This is a genomic window from Streptomyces sp. CB01580, assembly GCF_001905795.1.
In the GTDB taxonomy this organism is placed as follows: domain Bacteria; phylum Actinomycetota; class Actinomycetes; order Streptomycetales; family Streptomycetaceae; genus Streptomyces.
Map to the genome: position 1 here is coordinate 212,190 of NZ_LIXJ01000004.1, position 16,754 is coordinate 228,943.

The 16,754-nt window shown below is 73.9% G+C and carries 9 protein-coding genes; 5 read left to right on the top strand and 4 right to left on the bottom strand.

Going from position 1 to position 16,754, the window contains the following annotated elements:
• Nucleotides 1-66: 66 nt before the first annotated feature.
• The gene (locus AMK22_RS09015; RefSeq protein ID WP_073783149.1) at nucleotides 67-1,218 is read right to left on the bottom strand and encodes a Gfo/Idh/MocA family protein; all 1,152 of its coding nucleotides are present in this window, start codon (nucleotides 1,216-1,218) and stop codon (nucleotides 67-69) included.
• Nucleotides 1,219-1,426: 208 nt separating this feature from the next.
• Between AMK22_RS09015 and AMK22_RS09020 the strand changes: the two genes are divergently transcribed.
• The 5 genes from AMK22_RS09020 to AMK22_RS37355 all read left to right on the top strand — a co-directional run bounded on the left by AMK22_RS09020 (nucleotide 1,427) and on the right by AMK22_RS37355 (nucleotide 12,088).
• Nucleotides 1,427-2,692, top strand: coding sequence for a LacI family DNA-binding transcriptional regulator (locus AMK22_RS09020; RefSeq protein WP_073783151.1), 1,266 nt, complete (start codon nucleotides 1,427-1,429; stop codon nucleotides 2,690-2,692).
• A 267-nt stretch (nucleotides 2,693-2,959) separates the two neighbouring features.
• Nucleotides 2,960-6,037, top strand: coding sequence for a type 2 lanthipeptide synthetase LanM family protein (locus tag AMK22_RS09025; RefSeq protein WP_073783153.1), 3,078 nt, complete (start codon nucleotides 2,960-2,962; stop codon nucleotides 6,035-6,037).
• Between the two features lie 219 nt (nucleotides 6,038-6,256).
• Nucleotides 6,257-6,448, top strand: coding sequence for a hypothetical protein (locus tag AMK22_RS09030; RefSeq protein ID WP_073783155.1), 192 nt, complete (start codon nucleotides 6,257-6,259; stop codon nucleotides 6,446-6,448).
• A gap of 76 nt (nucleotides 6,449-6,524) precedes the next feature.
• Complete coding sequence (locus AMK22_RS09035) at nucleotides 6,525-9,530, top strand: helix-turn-helix transcriptional regulator (protein WP_073783157.1); 3,006 nt, start codon at nucleotides 6,525-6,527, stop codon at nucleotides 9,528-9,530.
• 452 nt (nucleotides 9,531-9,982) lie between these two features.
• Nucleotides 9,983-12,088, top strand: a complete 2,106-nt coding sequence (locus AMK22_RS37355) for an AfsR/SARP family transcriptional regulator (RefSeq protein ID WP_079186000.1) — start codon at nucleotides 9,983-9,985, stop codon at nucleotides 12,086-12,088.
• A gap of 118 nt (nucleotides 12,089-12,206) precedes the next feature.
• Here AMK22_RS37355 and lanKC read toward each other — a convergent pair whose 3' ends face one another.
• From lanKC to AMK22_RS39975, 3 genes are all read right to left on the bottom strand, one after another.
• Entirely contained in the window at nucleotides 12,207-14,813 is a 2,607-nt protein-coding gene (gene lanKC, locus AMK22_RS09050) for a class III lanthionine synthetase LanKC (RefSeq protein ID WP_073783159.1), read from the bottom strand.
• A gap of 35 nt (nucleotides 14,814-14,848) precedes the next feature.
• Complete coding sequence (locus AMK22_RS09055) at nucleotides 14,849-16,312, bottom strand: MFS transporter (RefSeq protein ID WP_079186001.1); 1,464 nt, start codon at nucleotides 16,310-16,312, stop codon at nucleotides 14,849-14,851.
• 219 nt (nucleotides 16,313-16,531) lie between these two features.
• Complete coding sequence (locus AMK22_RS39975) at nucleotides 16,532-16,690, bottom strand: hypothetical protein (protein WP_199883168.1); 159 nt, start codon at nucleotides 16,688-16,690, stop codon at nucleotides 16,532-16,534.
• Nucleotides 16,691-16,754 lie beyond the last annotated feature (64 nt).

Here is a 16,754-nt window from a genome sequence, read left to right on the forward strand (position 1 = left end):
ATGCGGCGCGAGGGCCGTTCGTGGCGTCGTGTGTGGTGCCGTGCGCGGGGGCGGCGGTCACGGCGGTCACAGGGTCAGCTCCGGTACGTCGAGGCGGCGGCCCTCGGCGGCGGACTTCAGGCCCAGCTCGGCGAGCTGGACGCCGCGCGCCCCGGCCATCAGGTCCCAGGTGTACGGCTCGTCGAGCACGATGTGGCGCAGGAACAGCTCCCACTGGGCCTTGAAGCCGTTGTCGAAGACGGCGTTGTCGGGGACCTCCTGCCACTGGTCGCGGAACGACTCGGTGACCGGGAGGTCCGGGTTCCAGACCGGCTTGGGCGTGGCCGAGCGGTGCTGGACACGGCAGTTGCGCAGCCCCGCGACGGCGGAGCCGTGCGTGCCGTCGACCTGGAACTCGACGAGCTCGTCGCGGTTGACGCGGACCGCCCAGGAGGAGTTGATCTGCGCGACGGCACCGCTCGCCAGCTGGAAGATGCCGTACGCGGCGTCGTCGGCGGTGGCGGTGTACGGCTTGCCCTGCTCGTCCCAGCGCTTCGGGATGTGCGTCCGGACGTGCGCCTGGACGGTGCTGACCGGGCCGAACAGCTCGTGGAGCACGTACTCCCAGTGCGGGAACATGTCGACGACGATGCCGCCGCCGTCCTCGGCGCGGTAGTTCCACGACGGACGCTGGGCCTCCTGCCAGTCGCCCTCGAAGACCCAGTAGCCGAACTCGCCGCGCACGGACAGGATCTCGCCGAAGAAGCCGCCGTCGATCAGGCGCTTCAGCTTCAGCAGACCCGGCAGGAAGATCTTGTCCTGGACGACGCCGTGCTTGATGCCGGCGTCACGGGCCTGGCGGGCCAGCTCCAGGGCGCCCTCGACGTCCGTGGCGGTGGGCTTCTCGGTGTAGATGTGCTTGCCCGCCGCGATCGCCTTCTGGAGCGCGTCGACGCGGGCCGAGGTGACCTGGGCGTCGAAGTAGATGTCGACGGTGTCGTCCGCGAGGACCGCGTCGAGGTCGGTCGACCACTCGGTCAGACCGTGCCGCTGGGCGAGCTCCTCCAGCGCGTGGGCGCGACGCCCGACCAGGACCGGCTCGGGCCACAGCACCTCGCCGCCCCCGAGGTCGACACCGCCCTGCTCGCGGATCGCGAGGATCGAGCGGACCAGGTGCTGCCGGTACCCCATGCGTCCCGTCACACCGTTCATGGCGATGCGCACTGTCCTGCGTGTCACGAAATTTCCTCCATACAGCCGGGGCGAGCACCGGCGCCGTCGCCGAGGCCGGGAGTGACATCGGCGGCGGCACAGCCGCGTAGCAAGCGCTTTCTATCGAGCATGACGCTAGCCTGCCGACAGCGGCCCGGACAAGAGGGGGCACGCTGACGGCTTCTCCCACCCCTCACCTCTTGCCCCTCACCGTGTCGCTCCTCGGAGGAAAGTGATGACAGTCACCCTGGCGGACGTGGCGGCCCGCGCCCGGGTGTCCGCGGCCACCGTCTCCCGCGTGCTGAACGGCAACTACCCGGTGGCCGAGGCCACCCGGGAGCGGGTGCTGCGCGCGGTGGACGAACTGGACTACGTGCTCAACGGGCCCGCGAGTTCGCTGGCGGCGGCCACGTCGGACCTGGTCGGGATCCTGGTCAACGACATCGCCGACCCGTTCTTCGGGATCATGGCCGGCGCGGCGCAGTCGGAGATCGGCGAGTCGGGGGCGGAAGACGACACCGGGCGGGCGGGGGCCGGGAGCGGTTCCGGACGGGCGGGCTCCTCCGGACGAGTGACCTCCTCCGGGCGGACGGGATCTTCCGGGCGGGCCGGGGGCGAGAAACTCGCCGTCGTCTGCAACACCGGCGGCTCCCCCGAGCGCGAACTGACCTACCTCACGCTGCTCCAGCGTCAGCGCGCCGCGGCCGTGATCCTGACCGGGGGCGCCGTGGAGGACCCGGCCCATCAGGCGGCGATCTCCGCCAAGCTCACGAAGCTCGCGGACGCGGGGACCCGGGTGGTGCTGTGCGGGCGGCCCCCGCTGGCGGGCGGCGAGGCGGTCGTGGCCGCGCTGGCCTTCGACAACCGCGGCGGCGCGCGTCGCCTCACCGAGCACCTGCTCGCGCTCGGCCACACGCGGATCGGCTACGTCGCGGGCCCGGCGGAGCGCACGACCACCCGTCACCGGCTGGAGGGCCACCGGGACGCGATGCGGGCGGCCGGACTCGGTGGTGGGGCCGGTGGAGGAGCCGGCGACGGGCCTGGGGGCGGACTCGACGGCGGTGAACGTGCCGGTGGCGAACCCGGCGGTGCGCGGGGGGCCTACGACGAGGAACGGCTCACCGTCCACGGCCTCTACGACCGCCGTTCCGGGTACGTCGCCACCCTCGAACTCCTGCGCCGCGAACCGGAGGTGACGGCGATCGTCGCCGCCAACGACACGGTGGCACTGGGTGCCTGCGCAGCGATCCGGGAGCGCGGGCTGCGCATCCCCGAGGACGTGTCGGTGGCGGGCTTCGACGATCTGCCGTTCTCGGTGGACGCGGTTCCGGCGCTCACGACCGTGCGGCTGCCGCTGTTCGAGGCGGGCGCGCGGGCAGGGCGGCTGGCCATGGGCAAGGAGACGCCCCCGCCGGGCGGCATCGCGACGATCGGGGCGGAACTGATGGTCCGGGGGTCGACCGCCCCGCCACGCGTCGACACGGCGGTGCCAGGACGGTGAGCCGGGAACGGTGAGCCGGGGGGCCGCAACCGCGGGCCGAGCTCAGGTCCCGTACCCGTACCCGTGCCCGCACCGTCATCCGCACGCTTACAACCTCGCCCACGGCCCGCACCCGCGCCCCGTATGCGTGCCTCGCAGCCGTCATCCGCACCCCCGCGTACCGCCGGGGCAGAAAGATGGGGGCGCTGCCCCCATGTCCTCCGGGCCTCGTGTCGGGAGTATGGACGTGGCGGACCGGTGACACCGGCGCCGGACCGAGGAGGTGCGATGACGGGTGACGAAGCGATGGGCGGCGCACGGCTGTGCGTCTCCCCCGTGACACGTCCGTCGGATGCGGACCGGACCGGGGCTCCCGCGTCCGCCCTGCTGGACGGACCGTGGTGGCGGCCCGCGCTCACCGCCGGTGAACCGCTTCCCGACCACGCGCCGGACTGGGCGGTGTTCGTCCGCGAGGCGGTCCTCGCCGCTCCCGAAAAGGCGGACGTCGACGACGGGGACGGCTTCCCGGGGCTGCGCGGCTTCGCGCGCGCCCTCGCACCGCTCACGGCCCGCGCGGCGGAACGCATGCTGGAGGGGCTGCCTCAGCGGCCGTACGCGTACGCCGAACTCGCCTCCGTACAAAGCGACTTCGAGCGGCATCTGGCCAGGCGGCTGGCCCGGCTCGCCGCCCGCACCCTGGTTCTGGAACTGCATCTGGCACGCAAGGACGGACGGCTGGCCGGGGAGAGCCCCGAGGACCGGTTCGCCGACTTCGTGCGGCTGACCGGATCCCGGGACGGACTGGCCGCGCTGTTCGCCACGTACCCCGTACTCGCCCGCATCCTGGCGCGGGCCGCACTCGACGCCGCGGCGGCGCTCACCGAGATGCTGGTCCGGTTCACCGCCGACCGGCCGTTGCTGCCGAACACGGGGGGCGCTGACGGAGCGATCGACGGCCGGCCGGGCGGCAGTGGAATCTTCGATGACGGTGCGTCAGGTCCCGATGCGGCCGACGACCGCCGGGCAGGCAGGCGCGGGCTGCTGGTGGGGGTCGAGCCCGGCGCCGGGGACGGCCACCGGGGCGGGCGGACCGTGATGCTGCTCCGGTTCGAGGACGGCTCCCGGCTGGTCTACAAGCCCCGGCCGCTCGCCGCCCACCGGCACTTCAACGAACTCGTCCGCTGGTTCAACGCGCTGCCCGGCACACCGGGACTCCGTTCGCTCGCCGTGCTGGACCGGGGGGGCTACGGATGGGTGGAGTTCGCCGCGGAACGGCCCTGCCGCTCGGCCCGCCAGGTGGAGTCCTTCTACCGGCGCCAGGGCGCGCTGCTGGCCCTGTTGCATGTGCTGGACGGGACCGACCTGCACTACGAGAACCTGATCGCCGACGGGGAGCACCCGGTGCTCGTCGACATCGAGACGCTGTTCCACCCGCCGCTGCCCGCCGCGGAGTCGGACGATCCGGCGGCCCGCGCCCTGCACGACTCGGTGCACCGGGTGGGGCTGCTGCCGCAACTGCTCGTCGGGGACGAGACGGCCCTCGACATGTCCGGCATCGGCGGCGGGCAGGCCGCCCCCTCCCCCGTCAGCACCGCCGACTGGGCCGATGCGGGGACGGACCGGATGCGGCTGGTACGGCGGCCGGGCCACTTCGGCGAGTCGGCCAACCGGCCCCGGCTGACCGGGACTCCGGCCGATCCGTCCGCGTACACCCGGTCCCTCTGCGCGGGATTCCGTGCCGGATACACCGCGATCAGCCGCTCCCGCTCCGAACTCCTTCACCCGGGGGGGCTGTTGGAACAGTTCGCGCAGGACGAGGTGCGAGTGGTGGCCCGGCCGACCTGGGTCTACTCGACGCTCCTCGACGAGTCCACGCACCCGGACCTGATGAAGGAGGCGGCCGAACGGCACGAGGTGCTGTGCCTGTTGGGAACCGACGTGCTCGGCCCCGCCGTGCTGCCCGGTCTGCTGGACGAGGAACTCTCCCAGTTGTGGTCGGGGGACGTGCCACTGTTCACCACCCGGCCGGAAGGAACCGGCCTGTGGAGCGCGACGGGACGGGCGCTGCCCGGAGTCCTCACCCGGACGGGTCTGGCCCGGGTCCGGGCGAAGCTGGCCGCCATGGACACGGTGGACCGTCAGGACCAGGAACGGATCATCCGGGCCGCGATGGTGACCACCTCGCGCGAGCCCGCCCACGGCTCCGGTTCCGGGCCGCGCAGGGTCCGTACGGCGGCGACCGCCCCCGAGCCGGAGCACCTGCTCGCGGCGGCCCGGTCGATCGGCGACGAGCTGGTGTCCCAGGCGTACTCCGGGCCCACCCGGCTGAACTGGATCGGCCTGGAACTGCTCGGCGAACGCTACTGGCGGCTGGGGCCGATGGCCGCCGACCTGGCGGGCGGCTACACCGGTGCCGCGCACTTCCTCGCCCAGCTCGCCGCGCTCACCGGCGCGGACCGTTACGCCACGGCCGCCCGGGAGGCGCTGACGCCCCTCGCCGGGCTGCTGGACGCGCTGCACAACCGCCCGGACGACCTCGGCCCGGTGGGCTCGGGCGCGTTCGCCGGGCTCGGCGGCATCGCCTACGCGCTGGGACAGGTCGCGGAGACGCTGGACGATCCGCGCTTACGCGAACTGGTCGTCCCCGCACTGCGGTTGACCCGTGCCGCGGCCGTCGCGGAGACCGAGTACGGGGTGCGCGGCGGCACGGCCGGCGGACTGGTCAGCCTCATCGCCGGATACCGGGCCACCGGGCGGGCCGATGTGTGGCGCGGCGCCGAACACTGCGCCGGACTGCTGCGCGAGGCACCGCTGCCGGACAGTGCGGGGTTCGCCGACGGGGCCGCCGGGATCGGCTGGGCGCTGCTGCGGTTCGCGGAGGCGGGCGGCGGTGAACCGTACCGCGCCTCGGGGCTCGCGGCGCTGCGGTCCGCGACCGACACCGTGGACTCCGGCGCCTCCTGGTGCCGAGGCCGGACGGGCGTCGCACTGGCGGTGCTGGACAGCCCCGCCGCGCGGGCCGACCCACGGCTGGCGGCCTGGGCGGACGAGGCGCTGGCGGACATCGCGCACGCGGGCCCGCCGCTCGACGACAGCCTGTGCCACGGCGAGCTGGGGGTGCTCGAACTCCTGCGGCTGGGCACGACGGCGGGCGCCCGTGCCCGCTGGGTGGAACGGGCGGGGGCCCTGCTTGCGGCGGCCGACCAGGCCGGGCCACGCTGTGGAACCCCTGGTCAGGCGCCGCATCCGGGACTGCTGACCGGGCTCGCGGGGATCGGGCACGGACTGCTGCGGGCCGGCTTCCCCGACCGGGTGCCGTCACTGCTGCTGCTCGCCGAACCCGCCGCGCCGGCCTCCCCGGGGTGACCGCGCGTCGCCTGTGGCAGCGCGTTCGCGGCGATGCACCCGACACGGCGTACCCGTCGTTGGACTCGCCGTATGCCGCCGGTCACGATCCATCGCTCCACGCACTCGCGCTCGCACTCGATCGGAACCGCTCCTGAACCATCCGGGCGCCGTCTCGGAGCCCGCACGGAACCACACCGGGCACCACTTCGGAACCACTCACGAGAAGAGGCAGGAATCATGCAGACGAACGACGTGTCGGCCCTCCACACCATCGAACTCCTCAACGACGGCGCCACCGAGCACCCCGCGGGCGGGATCGCGCTCGGCGGGCATGGTGGTCTCGGGCTGCGCAGCAGACTGCTCAGAGTCTCGGAGGGCGATTCCGGCTACACCAACGACCTGCCGTTCACCACGATGACCATTATCTGACCGAACACCAAGTGCCGGACGGGTCAACATGTTTGGCATACTCCCCCGACGGATTCGGCTCAAGTAGCCTGCGTCCATGCGTGCCACTTCGTCGGTGATTGTCGGGAGAGTCGCAGAGACCTGCCTGTTGGGCAACGCCCTGGACGACGCGTCGCGACGTTCGGGGCGTGCGGTTTTTTTTGTCGGGGACGCGGGCATCGGCAAGTCCCGGCTGGTCGGTGAGTGCGCGTACCGGGCGTACGCGCGGGACATGCCGGTGCTGCGCGGCAGGGCCACGTCGACCGGGCTCGTCGTGCCGTTCCGGCCGTTGATCGAGGCGCTGTCCTCGCGGTTCCGGGCGGCCGGACCGCCCACCGACCCGGAGCTGGACCCGTACCGTCCGGCGCTGGCCCGGCTGGTGCCCGAGTGGCGCCAGGGCTCCTCGCCCGGCTACCCGGAGACGGTGGTCGAACTGGCGGAGGCGCTGCTGCGGCTGCTGTCGGTGCTCGGGAAGGAGCACGGGTGCGTGATCCTGCTGGAGGATCTGCACGACTCCGACACCGAGACGATCGCGGTGGTCGAATACGTCATCGACAACGTGGCGGAGCTGCCGGTGCTGCTGCTGGGCACACTGCGCCCGGAGCCCGGCGCCGCCCTCGACCTGGTGCGTTCCGCCGAGCAGCGGCAGGTCGCCACCGTGCGGGAGCTGACACCGCTCGGTGAGGCGGAGGTGCTGGAGATGACCGCCTCCTGCCTGGAGACCACCCCGAAGGAGGTGCCGCAGGCCACGCACGAGCGGCTGGCCGGGCGGGCCGGTGGCAATCCGTATCTGGTCGAGGTGCTGCTGGCCGATCTGCTCGACTCCGGGCAGCTGCGGCGCTCCGGGGACCGGTGGCAGGCGTACTGCAGCCCGGACGCGGCGGTGCCGACCGGGGTGGTGCGCAGCTGGGCGCGGCGGCTGGACCGGTTCGACGCACCGGTGCGCGAAGTGCTGTTGTGCGCGGCCACGCTGGGCAGTCAGTTCTCCGTCACCGTGCTCCAGGCCGTCACCGGGCTGGACGACCGCACGCTCTTCAGCCATCTGCGCTCCGCCGTCGAGGCGAGCATCATCGCCCCCGACGGGGCGGACCCCGACCGCTACACCTTCCGGCACGCGCTGACCGCCGAGGCGCTGGTGGCCTCCCTGGCCCCGGCCGAACGGGCCGCGATGGCCCGCGGCGCGGCGCACTCCCTGGAGGCGGTCGCGCACGAACTCGGCGACGAACAACTCCAGTTGATGGCTTCCTTACAGATGGCCGGGGGCGACAGGCACGGTGCGGCCCGGCAGTTCGCGGCCGTCGGACGGCGGATGCTCGCGGCGGGCGCGTCGGGTTCCGCCGTCATCCTGCTGGACCGGGCCCGTTCACTGGCCCACGCGTCCGACGTACGGGCCGTCACCGAGGCACTGGCGGTCGCCCATGCCGAGGCGGGCGAGCTGGACACGGCCCTGGCGCTGGCCGCGGAACTGCCCCCGGTGCCGGCCCGTTCGCAGGCCGCCGAGCAGCGCGGCGAGACCCATGTCCGGATCGCGTGGGCGGCCGTGATGGCGGAGCGTACGGAGGAGGCGGCCGGTCAGATCAGGGCCGCGCGGAGCCTGCTGGGCGCGGCGCCCCCGCCCGAGAGGGAGGCGGCGCTCGACGTGGTGGAGGGGCATCTGGCGCTGCTGCCCGGCCAGTCCCGACCCGAGCAGCCCCGACCCGGGCAGACCCCTCCTGACCAGTCCCTGCCCGAGCAGTCCCAGTCCGGGCAGGAGAGCCGGGAGAAGGCTGCCCGGGAGGGTGAGGCCGTGCGGGACGCGGCGCGGCGGGCCGCCGCCGTGGCGGAGGAGCGGAACCTTCCCGTGGTCGCCTGCCAGGCATGGCAGTTGCTTGCGCTGCTGTCCCGGGAGCACGGCTTCGACGAGGCCGATTCCTGTCTGGAGCGGATGCTGTCCGTGGCCGAGCAGCACGCCCTCCCGGTGTGGCGGGTGGAGGCGCTGGTCCGGCTGGGAGCCAACACGTTCATGCGGACCGGTGACCCGGCCCGGCTGGAGACGGCCCGGACCGCCGCGGAGTCGCTCGGCGCGCTGGTGCCGACCCAGACCGTGGACGGGCTGCTCGCCATGAACGCGGTGATGCGCGGTGAGTGGGACGGGGCGCAGGAGATCATCGAGCGGTCGGTGGCCGCCAGCGCCCGGATCCGCAACCTGGGGGCGCACCGCTACCTGCTGCTGGCCTCGGCGACGCTCGCGGCGCACCGGGGCCGAAGACGGGACCTGGACCGGGCGCTGGTCCGGTTCCGCCGAGCGGGCGGTGAGGAATCGCTGCTCGTCCCTCTGCAATTGGGGCTGTGCCGTGCTTTCGCCGCGCTGCTGGAGGAGGATCGCGGCCAGGCGCTGGCCGATCTCGATGCCTCGCTGGCCTGGGAGAGCGAGCACCCCAGTTTCTTCTATCTGAGCGGGCGACACGGGCTGCGCCCGCTGCTGCGGACCATCGAGGGGCTGGACGGGCGGGCGGAACTTGCCGCCGTACTGGGGAGTCCGGGCGCCGACCTGGCCTGGAACCAGTTGTTCCTGCGGCTGGCCGATGCCGTCCTGTGGGGCAGGGAGGGCGATACGGAACGGGCCGCGCGGGTGGTCCGTTCGGCCGTCGCGGACGCGACCGCGTTTCCCCTCGCCCGTCATCTGGGGCTGCGGCTGGCAGCAGGTGCGGCGCTCGCCGAGAAATGGGGCGAGCCGGTCGCCTGGCTGCGGGCGGCGGAGGAGTACTTCTACGCGGCGGGAATCCAGCCGGTCGCCGCCGCCTGCCGTGCCGGGCTGCGGCAGGCGGGGGTCAGCGTCGGGCAGCACCGGGGCGGCTGGGACCGCATACCGGCCCGGCTGCGGACGAGCGGGGTGACGCCGCGCGAGTACGAGGTCTTCGTGCTGCTTGCGGAACGGCCGGGGAACCAACAGATCGCCCGGCGGCTGTCGATATCGCCGCGCACGGTGGAGAAGCACATGGCGAGCCTGCTGAGCAAGACGGGGCGGTCGGACCGGGCGGCGCTCTGCGAGTTCTCCGCCGAGTGCGCGGCGGAACACGACTGACACGTACGGCGTGCGGACGTCTCGGGCACGTGCCGACGCGTGCCGGGCCACGCCCGTCGCGTACGGACGCACGCACGCACGTACGCACGTACGCACCAGCCGACCCACCCACCCATGAATCGCCCGCACGGATCCGCGGGCGAGGGCCGGACGGGCGGGGTCGGGGGCGAGTGAGGACCGGCCCGGCCCGGGGCGGCATGGGGGGCGGACCTGGGACGGACCTGCGGGGCCCGTACGGGGTCGAAGGACGGGCCGGCGTGGCCCGTACGGGCCCGGCGGGCGGATCGTAGGGGTCCGGGTGTCCAACATGGGGGCACGGGGCGGGTTTGGTCGGGCTCCGGTACGGAACATGCGGGAACGGCACCGATGTGGTGGCGGTCACTCCCGGCGGACCATCCAGGTGTGCGACCCGCAGACAGCCGTCCGTCCCCCGGTTCTTCGGAGGCCCGTCCATGATCCCACCCCCCACCCGCACATCGCCGCCCGGCGCGCTCAGCCTCTCGCTCCTCGGCCCGCTCTCCGGAAGCGTGGGCGGGCGACCGTTGCCACTCGGCCCCCGCAAACAACGGCTCGTCCTGGCCATGCTGCTCAGCCGGCCCAACACCCCGGTGCCGGTGGACGTCCTGACCGACGCGGTGTGGCCGGACGCGCCGCCCCGGACGGCACGCAAGAACCTTCAGGTGTACGTCAGTTCGGCCCGGGCGCTGCTGGGCGCGCGATGTTCCGGAGGGCCGGACGGCGACGGCCGGGAACGGCTGGTGCACTCCTGCGGCGGCTATGTGCTGCGGGTCGGCGAGGAGGAGTTGGACAGCCTGCGCTTCCGGTCACTGGCCGCGGCGGGGCGGCGTGCGGCCGACGAGGGCGACCCCTCGGCCGCCGCCGGACTGCTGCGCCAGGCACTGGATCTGTGGCAGGGGCCGCCGCTGCACGGGCTGTGCGACTCCCCGGAGGTCGCCGCCGAGGCGGAACGGCTGGAGGCCCGATGCCTGACCGTGCACGAGGACTGGGCCGAGACGGAGATATCCCTGGGACGGGCGTCCGCCGTGGTGGACGGACTGCGGGACCTCGCCGAGCGGCATCCGCTGCGCGAGCGGATCCGTACCGCGTGGATGGACGCGCTGCACCGGACCGGGCGCCGGGCCGAGGCACTGGCCGTGTACGACGACTATCGCCAGTTGCTGGCACGGGAGTTGGGGCTGGAGCCGGGGGCCGCCATCGCCGCCAGGCACCGCGCGATACTCACCGGACGGGGCGGCGGCGACCGCCCCGGGTCGGCGTCCGGGGCGGGCTCGCGGCCACCTGCGGCATCGGGCCATGCCTCGACACCGATGCCGGTACCGGGGCAGGGGAAGGGGAAGGGAGCGACACCGGCACCGGCGACGGTGCCCGTACCGGTGTCGCGGACCGCACTGCCCGCACTTCCCGCCGTCCTCCCCGACTTCACCGGGCGGGGCGAGCAACTGCGTGAACTGCTGGACGTCCTGGACGGGGAGAGCGGCCGGGTGGTCGTGGTCACCGGGGCCGCGGGAACCGGGAAGACGGCCCTCGCGGTCCGGGCGGCGCGCCTGCTGGCGGAGCGGTATCCGGACGGTCTGATCCACCTACGGGTCCGCGACGAACGGGGGATGGTGCGCCCGCCCTCGGAGCTGATCGGGGAACTGGTCCGGCGGACGACCGGTGCCGTGCACCCGGCGGAGCCGGTGCCGGACGCGGAGCAGTGGCGGCATTGGTCGGCCGGGCATCGCTCGCTGGTCGTGCTCGACGACGTACCGGACGAGGGAACGGTGCGCGAACTGCTGCCGGGCACCGGCCGCGGCTCGTTCGTGCTGACCGCGCGGGGCCAGCTGGCCGGACTGGCCCCGGTGCACCGGATGGCGCTGCCCCCACTGGCCCCGGCCGAGGCGCTGGAACTGCTCGGCCGGCTGATCGGGCCGGGACGAGTGGGCCTGGACCGGGCCGCGGCGCTGCGGATCGCCGAGTCCTGCGGGTATCTGCCGCTGGCGGTGCGGGTGAGCGGGATGCGGCTGGCGGTGATGCGCCATCTGCCGCTCGCGGAGTACGCGCAGCGGCTGACCGATCCGGACGGGGCCCTGGACGAACTGGTGGCCGGTGACGTGTCCGTGCGGGCTCGACTGGCCTCCGGCTGGCAGGACCTGTCGCCCGGGAGCCGCCCCGCACTGGCCCGGCTGGCCCGGACGGTCCGCGAGGGGCCGTTCACGCTGCCGGAGGCGACGGCGGCGTTCGGCTGCGACGAGCGCCGGGCGCTGCGGACGGTGGAGTCGCTGATCGCCGCCGGGGCGGTGACGTGTCCCAGCGGCGAGGTCACCGCGCACGCGGTGCTGTACGAGCTGCCGCGCCTGACCGCGCTGTACGCCCGCGAGCGGTCGGCCACCCCGGTAGGAACCGAAGTCCCCGGGGCGCCCGGCGTAACCGGCATGGCTGGGGTCCCCGGTGTGCCCGAGGGATTCGAGGTGCCCGGAGTTGCCGGGGATTCCGGGGGCCCCGGGCTCGCCGATCCCGCGGCCACGGTCCCGCGTACCGCGCTGCCGGTGGGTTGAGTCCGCGTCAGCACGACGCGGCAGGCCGCCCGGCCTCGCCCCGGGGAGGGGAGGAACAAGGCGAGCACGCCGCGGCGGGCCGCCCCGGGAAGAACGGGGCGGCCCGCCGCGGCGCTCATCACCCCAGTGTCAGCACGTCCAGCAGGTCGGGCCGTTCGTCGGGGGTGGCGAACATCGTGTGCAGGGCGAGCAGCACCCCCGCCGCGCCGGTCGCCAGGTCGGCGGAGAACCGGCGCAGTCGCGCTCCCGGCACCAGCAGCCGGTCCTGTTCGGCGACCAGATGCCAGGAGAGGTTCCGCACCGACTCCAGCAGTTCGGGGCGCCACGCCTCGATTCCGCCGTTCCCATGGCGTGCCGACCGGTGGCCGGGACGTGCCAGCTGATGGGCGGTGGCCGCCAGTCCGCTGCGGCCGGTGACGAGCCCCGGCTCGCGGACGAACTCCAGGACGCACCCCTCCTCGATGCCGGGCAGCAGCGCGGCGAGCGCCGGGTCCTGCCGGTGGGCCAGGTAGCGCTGGGCGACCAGCGCGATGCCGCCGCTGCCCTGGTCCAGGTAGAGGAGATGGCGCTTCCCGTCCTTCACCTGCACGCTGCCACCGGGCATGTCCACGCAGTGCCCGGCCTCCCGGGTGAGGGCCGCCCCGGCGGCCCGCAGCAGCCAGTCCTCGCCGGTGAGCGCGTACAGCTCCAGCTGGAGCAGCGCGGCTCCGGAGAGCCCGCGCAGCAGGCCCGCCGAGGGCGGTGCGGGCGGGCCGTCGGTGGCCTCGCCACGGACCAGCGAATCGAGTTCCCAGGCGGTTCGCAGGGCCCGATCGAGCAGTTCCGCGTCGAGGAGTTCCGCGTCGGGCGCGGCGAGCCGCAGGGCGGCCAGCGCAGTCCCCGCCGTGCCCGTGCGCAGATCGGCGGAGGTGGCGGCAGGCGCCCGCAGGGCCCGGTCGAGCAGTTCACGGCCCTCCTCGCGGCGGCCGAGCCGGGCCAGCACCACGGCGATGCCGGGCAGCCCGTCGTACAGCCCGCCCGGAGCGTCCGGGTCGCGCCGCAGGGCCGCCCGCGCCAGCCAGTCGACGTGCTCGTCGGGAACCGGGGCGCCGACGCGGTGCAGCGCGTACAGCACCCCGGCGGCACCATGGGCGGCGCAGGCACCACCGGTGGCGAAGCCCGCCAGGTCGCCGGGGTAGAGCCGGTCGGTGCGCTCGGGGGTGGCCCCGGCGCGGATGCCGGCGAGCAGCCGTTCACGGATGCCGGGCCAGTCGGGTACCGGCCCGCGCAGCAACGCGTCCACCGTCGTCTCGCCGCTGTCCGCCGGCAGGCCGTGGGCGAGGGCGGCCGGTCGCGACGGCCCCGCGTCGGGCCCCAGCCGGTACCGGGCACGGGCCCAGCGTTCGATGGTGAGGGCCTTGCCCCGGTCGTGGTCGGTCACCTCCATCAGCGGCATCAGGGTGTGCAGCCAGATCGCCCAGAGCGCGTAGGCGTCCGCCTCGGCTCCCCTCTTGACGCCGAGCGGCGCCTGGAGTCCGGGGGCGCCGGCGAGCGGCGTGTCCTGGTCGTCGAGATCGGTGGCGTACTCGAAGTCGATCAGGACGACGCGGCCGTCGGGGCGGAGGATGACGTTGGCGGGGTGCACGTCCGCGAACCGCAGCCCGCGGGCGTGGATCCGGTCGAGGGCCTCGGCGAGCCCGGTCGTCACGGATTCGGCCCAGCGGGAGTAGGCGTCGAGTTCGGCGGGCGTGCGTTCGCCGCGTACCAGCGGGAAACGCTCGACGATCTCGTCGAACAGGGTGGTGCCCTCGATGTACTCCTCGATCAGGAAGTGGTGTTCCCAGACCGTGCGGACGCCGTACACCTCGGGCACGCAGTCGAGTCCGGCGAGCCGGGTCAGGGCCCGGTGCTCACGGTGCAGCCGGGTGACGGCGTCGTCCCCCGCTGGGTCGAGACCGCAGTGCGGCCGGGCCTCGCGCAGCACCACCTGCTGCCCGGTGGTGCGATGCTCGGCCAGGTAGATGCCGCCCGCGTTGGAGAACTGGAGTGCCTTGGTGACCTTGTAAGGGAAGTCGTCGTCGCGGGCGGCGGCACGAGCGGCGAGATGGGGGCGCAGCGGCTCGGGGACGGTCACCCACTCGGGTATCCGGAAGACCACGCCCCGGGTGTCGGGGACGAGTTCGCCGGACGGGTGGCGCATCGCGCGGACCCGGTTCCCGTCGACGTCCCGGCACCAGTGTTCGACGAACGCGCCGTAGCGGACGTGGACGGGAGAGCTCCCGATCCGCAGATCGCTGAGGATGTACGGCCCGCTGCGCCCGTCCAGGACCCGGGTCAGGGCGTCCAGCACCCGCAGGAACGCGGCTTCGCCGTCGGGGTAGAGGGTGAGGAACTTGCCGGCGCCGGACCGGTTCATGTACTTGGCCGACATCAGCCGCAGGGCGCGTGCGCTGCGCAGGAACTTGAACGGCACCCCCTGTTCCAGGCAGATCCGGGCGGTGTCGGCGAGAGTGCGTTCGGCCTCGTCGGGGAGGGTGGAGATGTGGATCTTCCAGCCCTGCTCGGGCAGTTGGGCGGAGGCGGGGTGCAACGCGGTCCACAGGCCGGTGGTGCCGCGCCGCCAGCCCTCGGGCGGTTCGGCGCGGTCGAGCGGGTAGCGGGTGTCCTCGTCGGGCAGCCGGGCCGGGGTCTCGTAGTAACGGCGGTCGGCGAGGCAGTACAGCTGGGTCTCCTGGATGCCGGGCACGGCATACCTCCTGGGCTGGTCTCCTGTGAGCGTGGTCAGGGGCGGGGGCTGCCGGCACCGGTGCGGTCCGCGCCGGTCTCGTGCGCGAGGGCCCCGTTCACGGGAGTCCGGTTCGCCGGGGTTCCGCCGTCGGCGATCGCGTCCGCGTGGGTCTCCTCCTCGTACGGCGCGGAGGGTGCCGGGCTCCCGTCCTCGGCCGGGCCGGAGGGTTCGGTGGCCGCGGAGGACTCGGTGGCCCTGGAGGACTCGGTGGGCCCCGGGGAGGCACCCGACCTGGAAGAGGCTGCCGCCGCGACCACTGCCGGGCCCGGCCGGGCGGACGGGGCGAACGTGACGACGGCGGCGGACACGGCGAGGACCGTGGCGATCGCCCCGAACGTCGCGCGGCTGCCGAAGGCGGTGAGAAGCGCGCCCCCGGCCAGCGGCCCGAACGGCTGGACCAGTGAGGAGAGGAACCCGGCGGCGCTCTGCACCCTGCCCACCCGGTCACCGGGGGTGACGGCCAGCAGGGTGGAGAGGAAGCCGATGCTGGCCACGGTGGACAGGCACATGGAGGCGGCGCAGAGCAGACCGGCGAACAACGGGACCCGGACCCAGGCCATGGCGAGGGCACTCGCCACGCAGAACCAGCAGGTGGCGGCGATCAGCACCCAGGTATGACGTTCGGGGCGCAGCCGGGGGGCGAGGAGCGCGCCGGTGAGCGCCCCGACCGAGATGAAGGTGACGACGGTACCGCCGCCGAGCCCGGACCTCCCGCCGCCCGAGAAGACGGTCAGCGCGGTGAACGTCAGGGCACCGAAGGCGAAGTTCATGCCGAGCCCGAAGACGAGGAGCACGGTCCGCAGATAGGGCAACCGCCACAGGAACGAGAGCCCGGCGGTCAACTCGGCCTTGCTGAAGGCCGATCCGGCCCTGGTCTCGGACCTGGACCGGGTGCGTACCAGGGCCACGCAGATCGTGGACAGCAGCAGCCCGATGGCCTCGGCGAGGAACGGCAGGACCGGGTGCAGTCCGAACAGGGCGCCCCCGACCATCGGCCCCACCAGCCGCGCGGTGGCGGTACGGGCCTGGAGGCGGGCGGTCGCGGTCCCCATGTCCTCGGGGGGTACGACGCTCCGCATCAGCCCGAAGGCGGCGGGCCCGTAGAGGCTGCCGATGACGGCGCCCGCGCCCGCGACCAGGAGCACCAGCGGCAGCGGGACGTGCCCGGTCCACACGGCCACGACGAGGGCGCCGACGGCGCAGAAGCTGCCCACGTCGCACAGGCGCATCAGCCTGCGGCGCTCCACCCGGTCGGCCATCACCCCGCCGGGGAGCATGGTGATCAGGACCGCGGTGACGGACACCGTGCTGATCGCACCGGCCTGCACGGCCGATCCGGTCTCGCGGAGCACGAGGAGAGGCAGGGCCAGTGCGGTCATCTGGGTGCCGAGAACGGCGAACAGGCCGCTCATCCACAGCAGTCGGAAGTCCCGGTTGGTTCGTAGCGTGGCGGCCATCGTCGGCTCCCGGTCGGTGATTCGGGGACAGGCTCGGCCGGTGGCCCGGCGAAGGCGACGGCCTGGCTGGGGGGCGGGGACCCGGTGAACGCGGGGCCGGCCCGGGAAATCGAGGCGGGGCGGTCTCCGTGACACGGAGCCGCCCCGATTCGGCCGGCCGGGCGCCACGGGGGAAGACGTTCCTTCCCCGGGGTGGCGCCGCGGCCCGGTCATCAGCCCTTACTGCTCCGACAGAACGAGGCTCACGGTGCTGACGCAGCTGCCGTCGATCTCGCGCTCGTGGTTGACGGCGGTCTCCTGGAGGTCCAGCACGGAGTGCGCCTCGACCTCGGGGGTCTCGTTGTTGTCGTCGGCGACGGGCTTGGTGTTCTCGGACATGGTGGTCTCCGTCCACTCATCTATCGCGGTCAACTCAGGTCGGTCCGGGCGGGGCCCGGTCCTT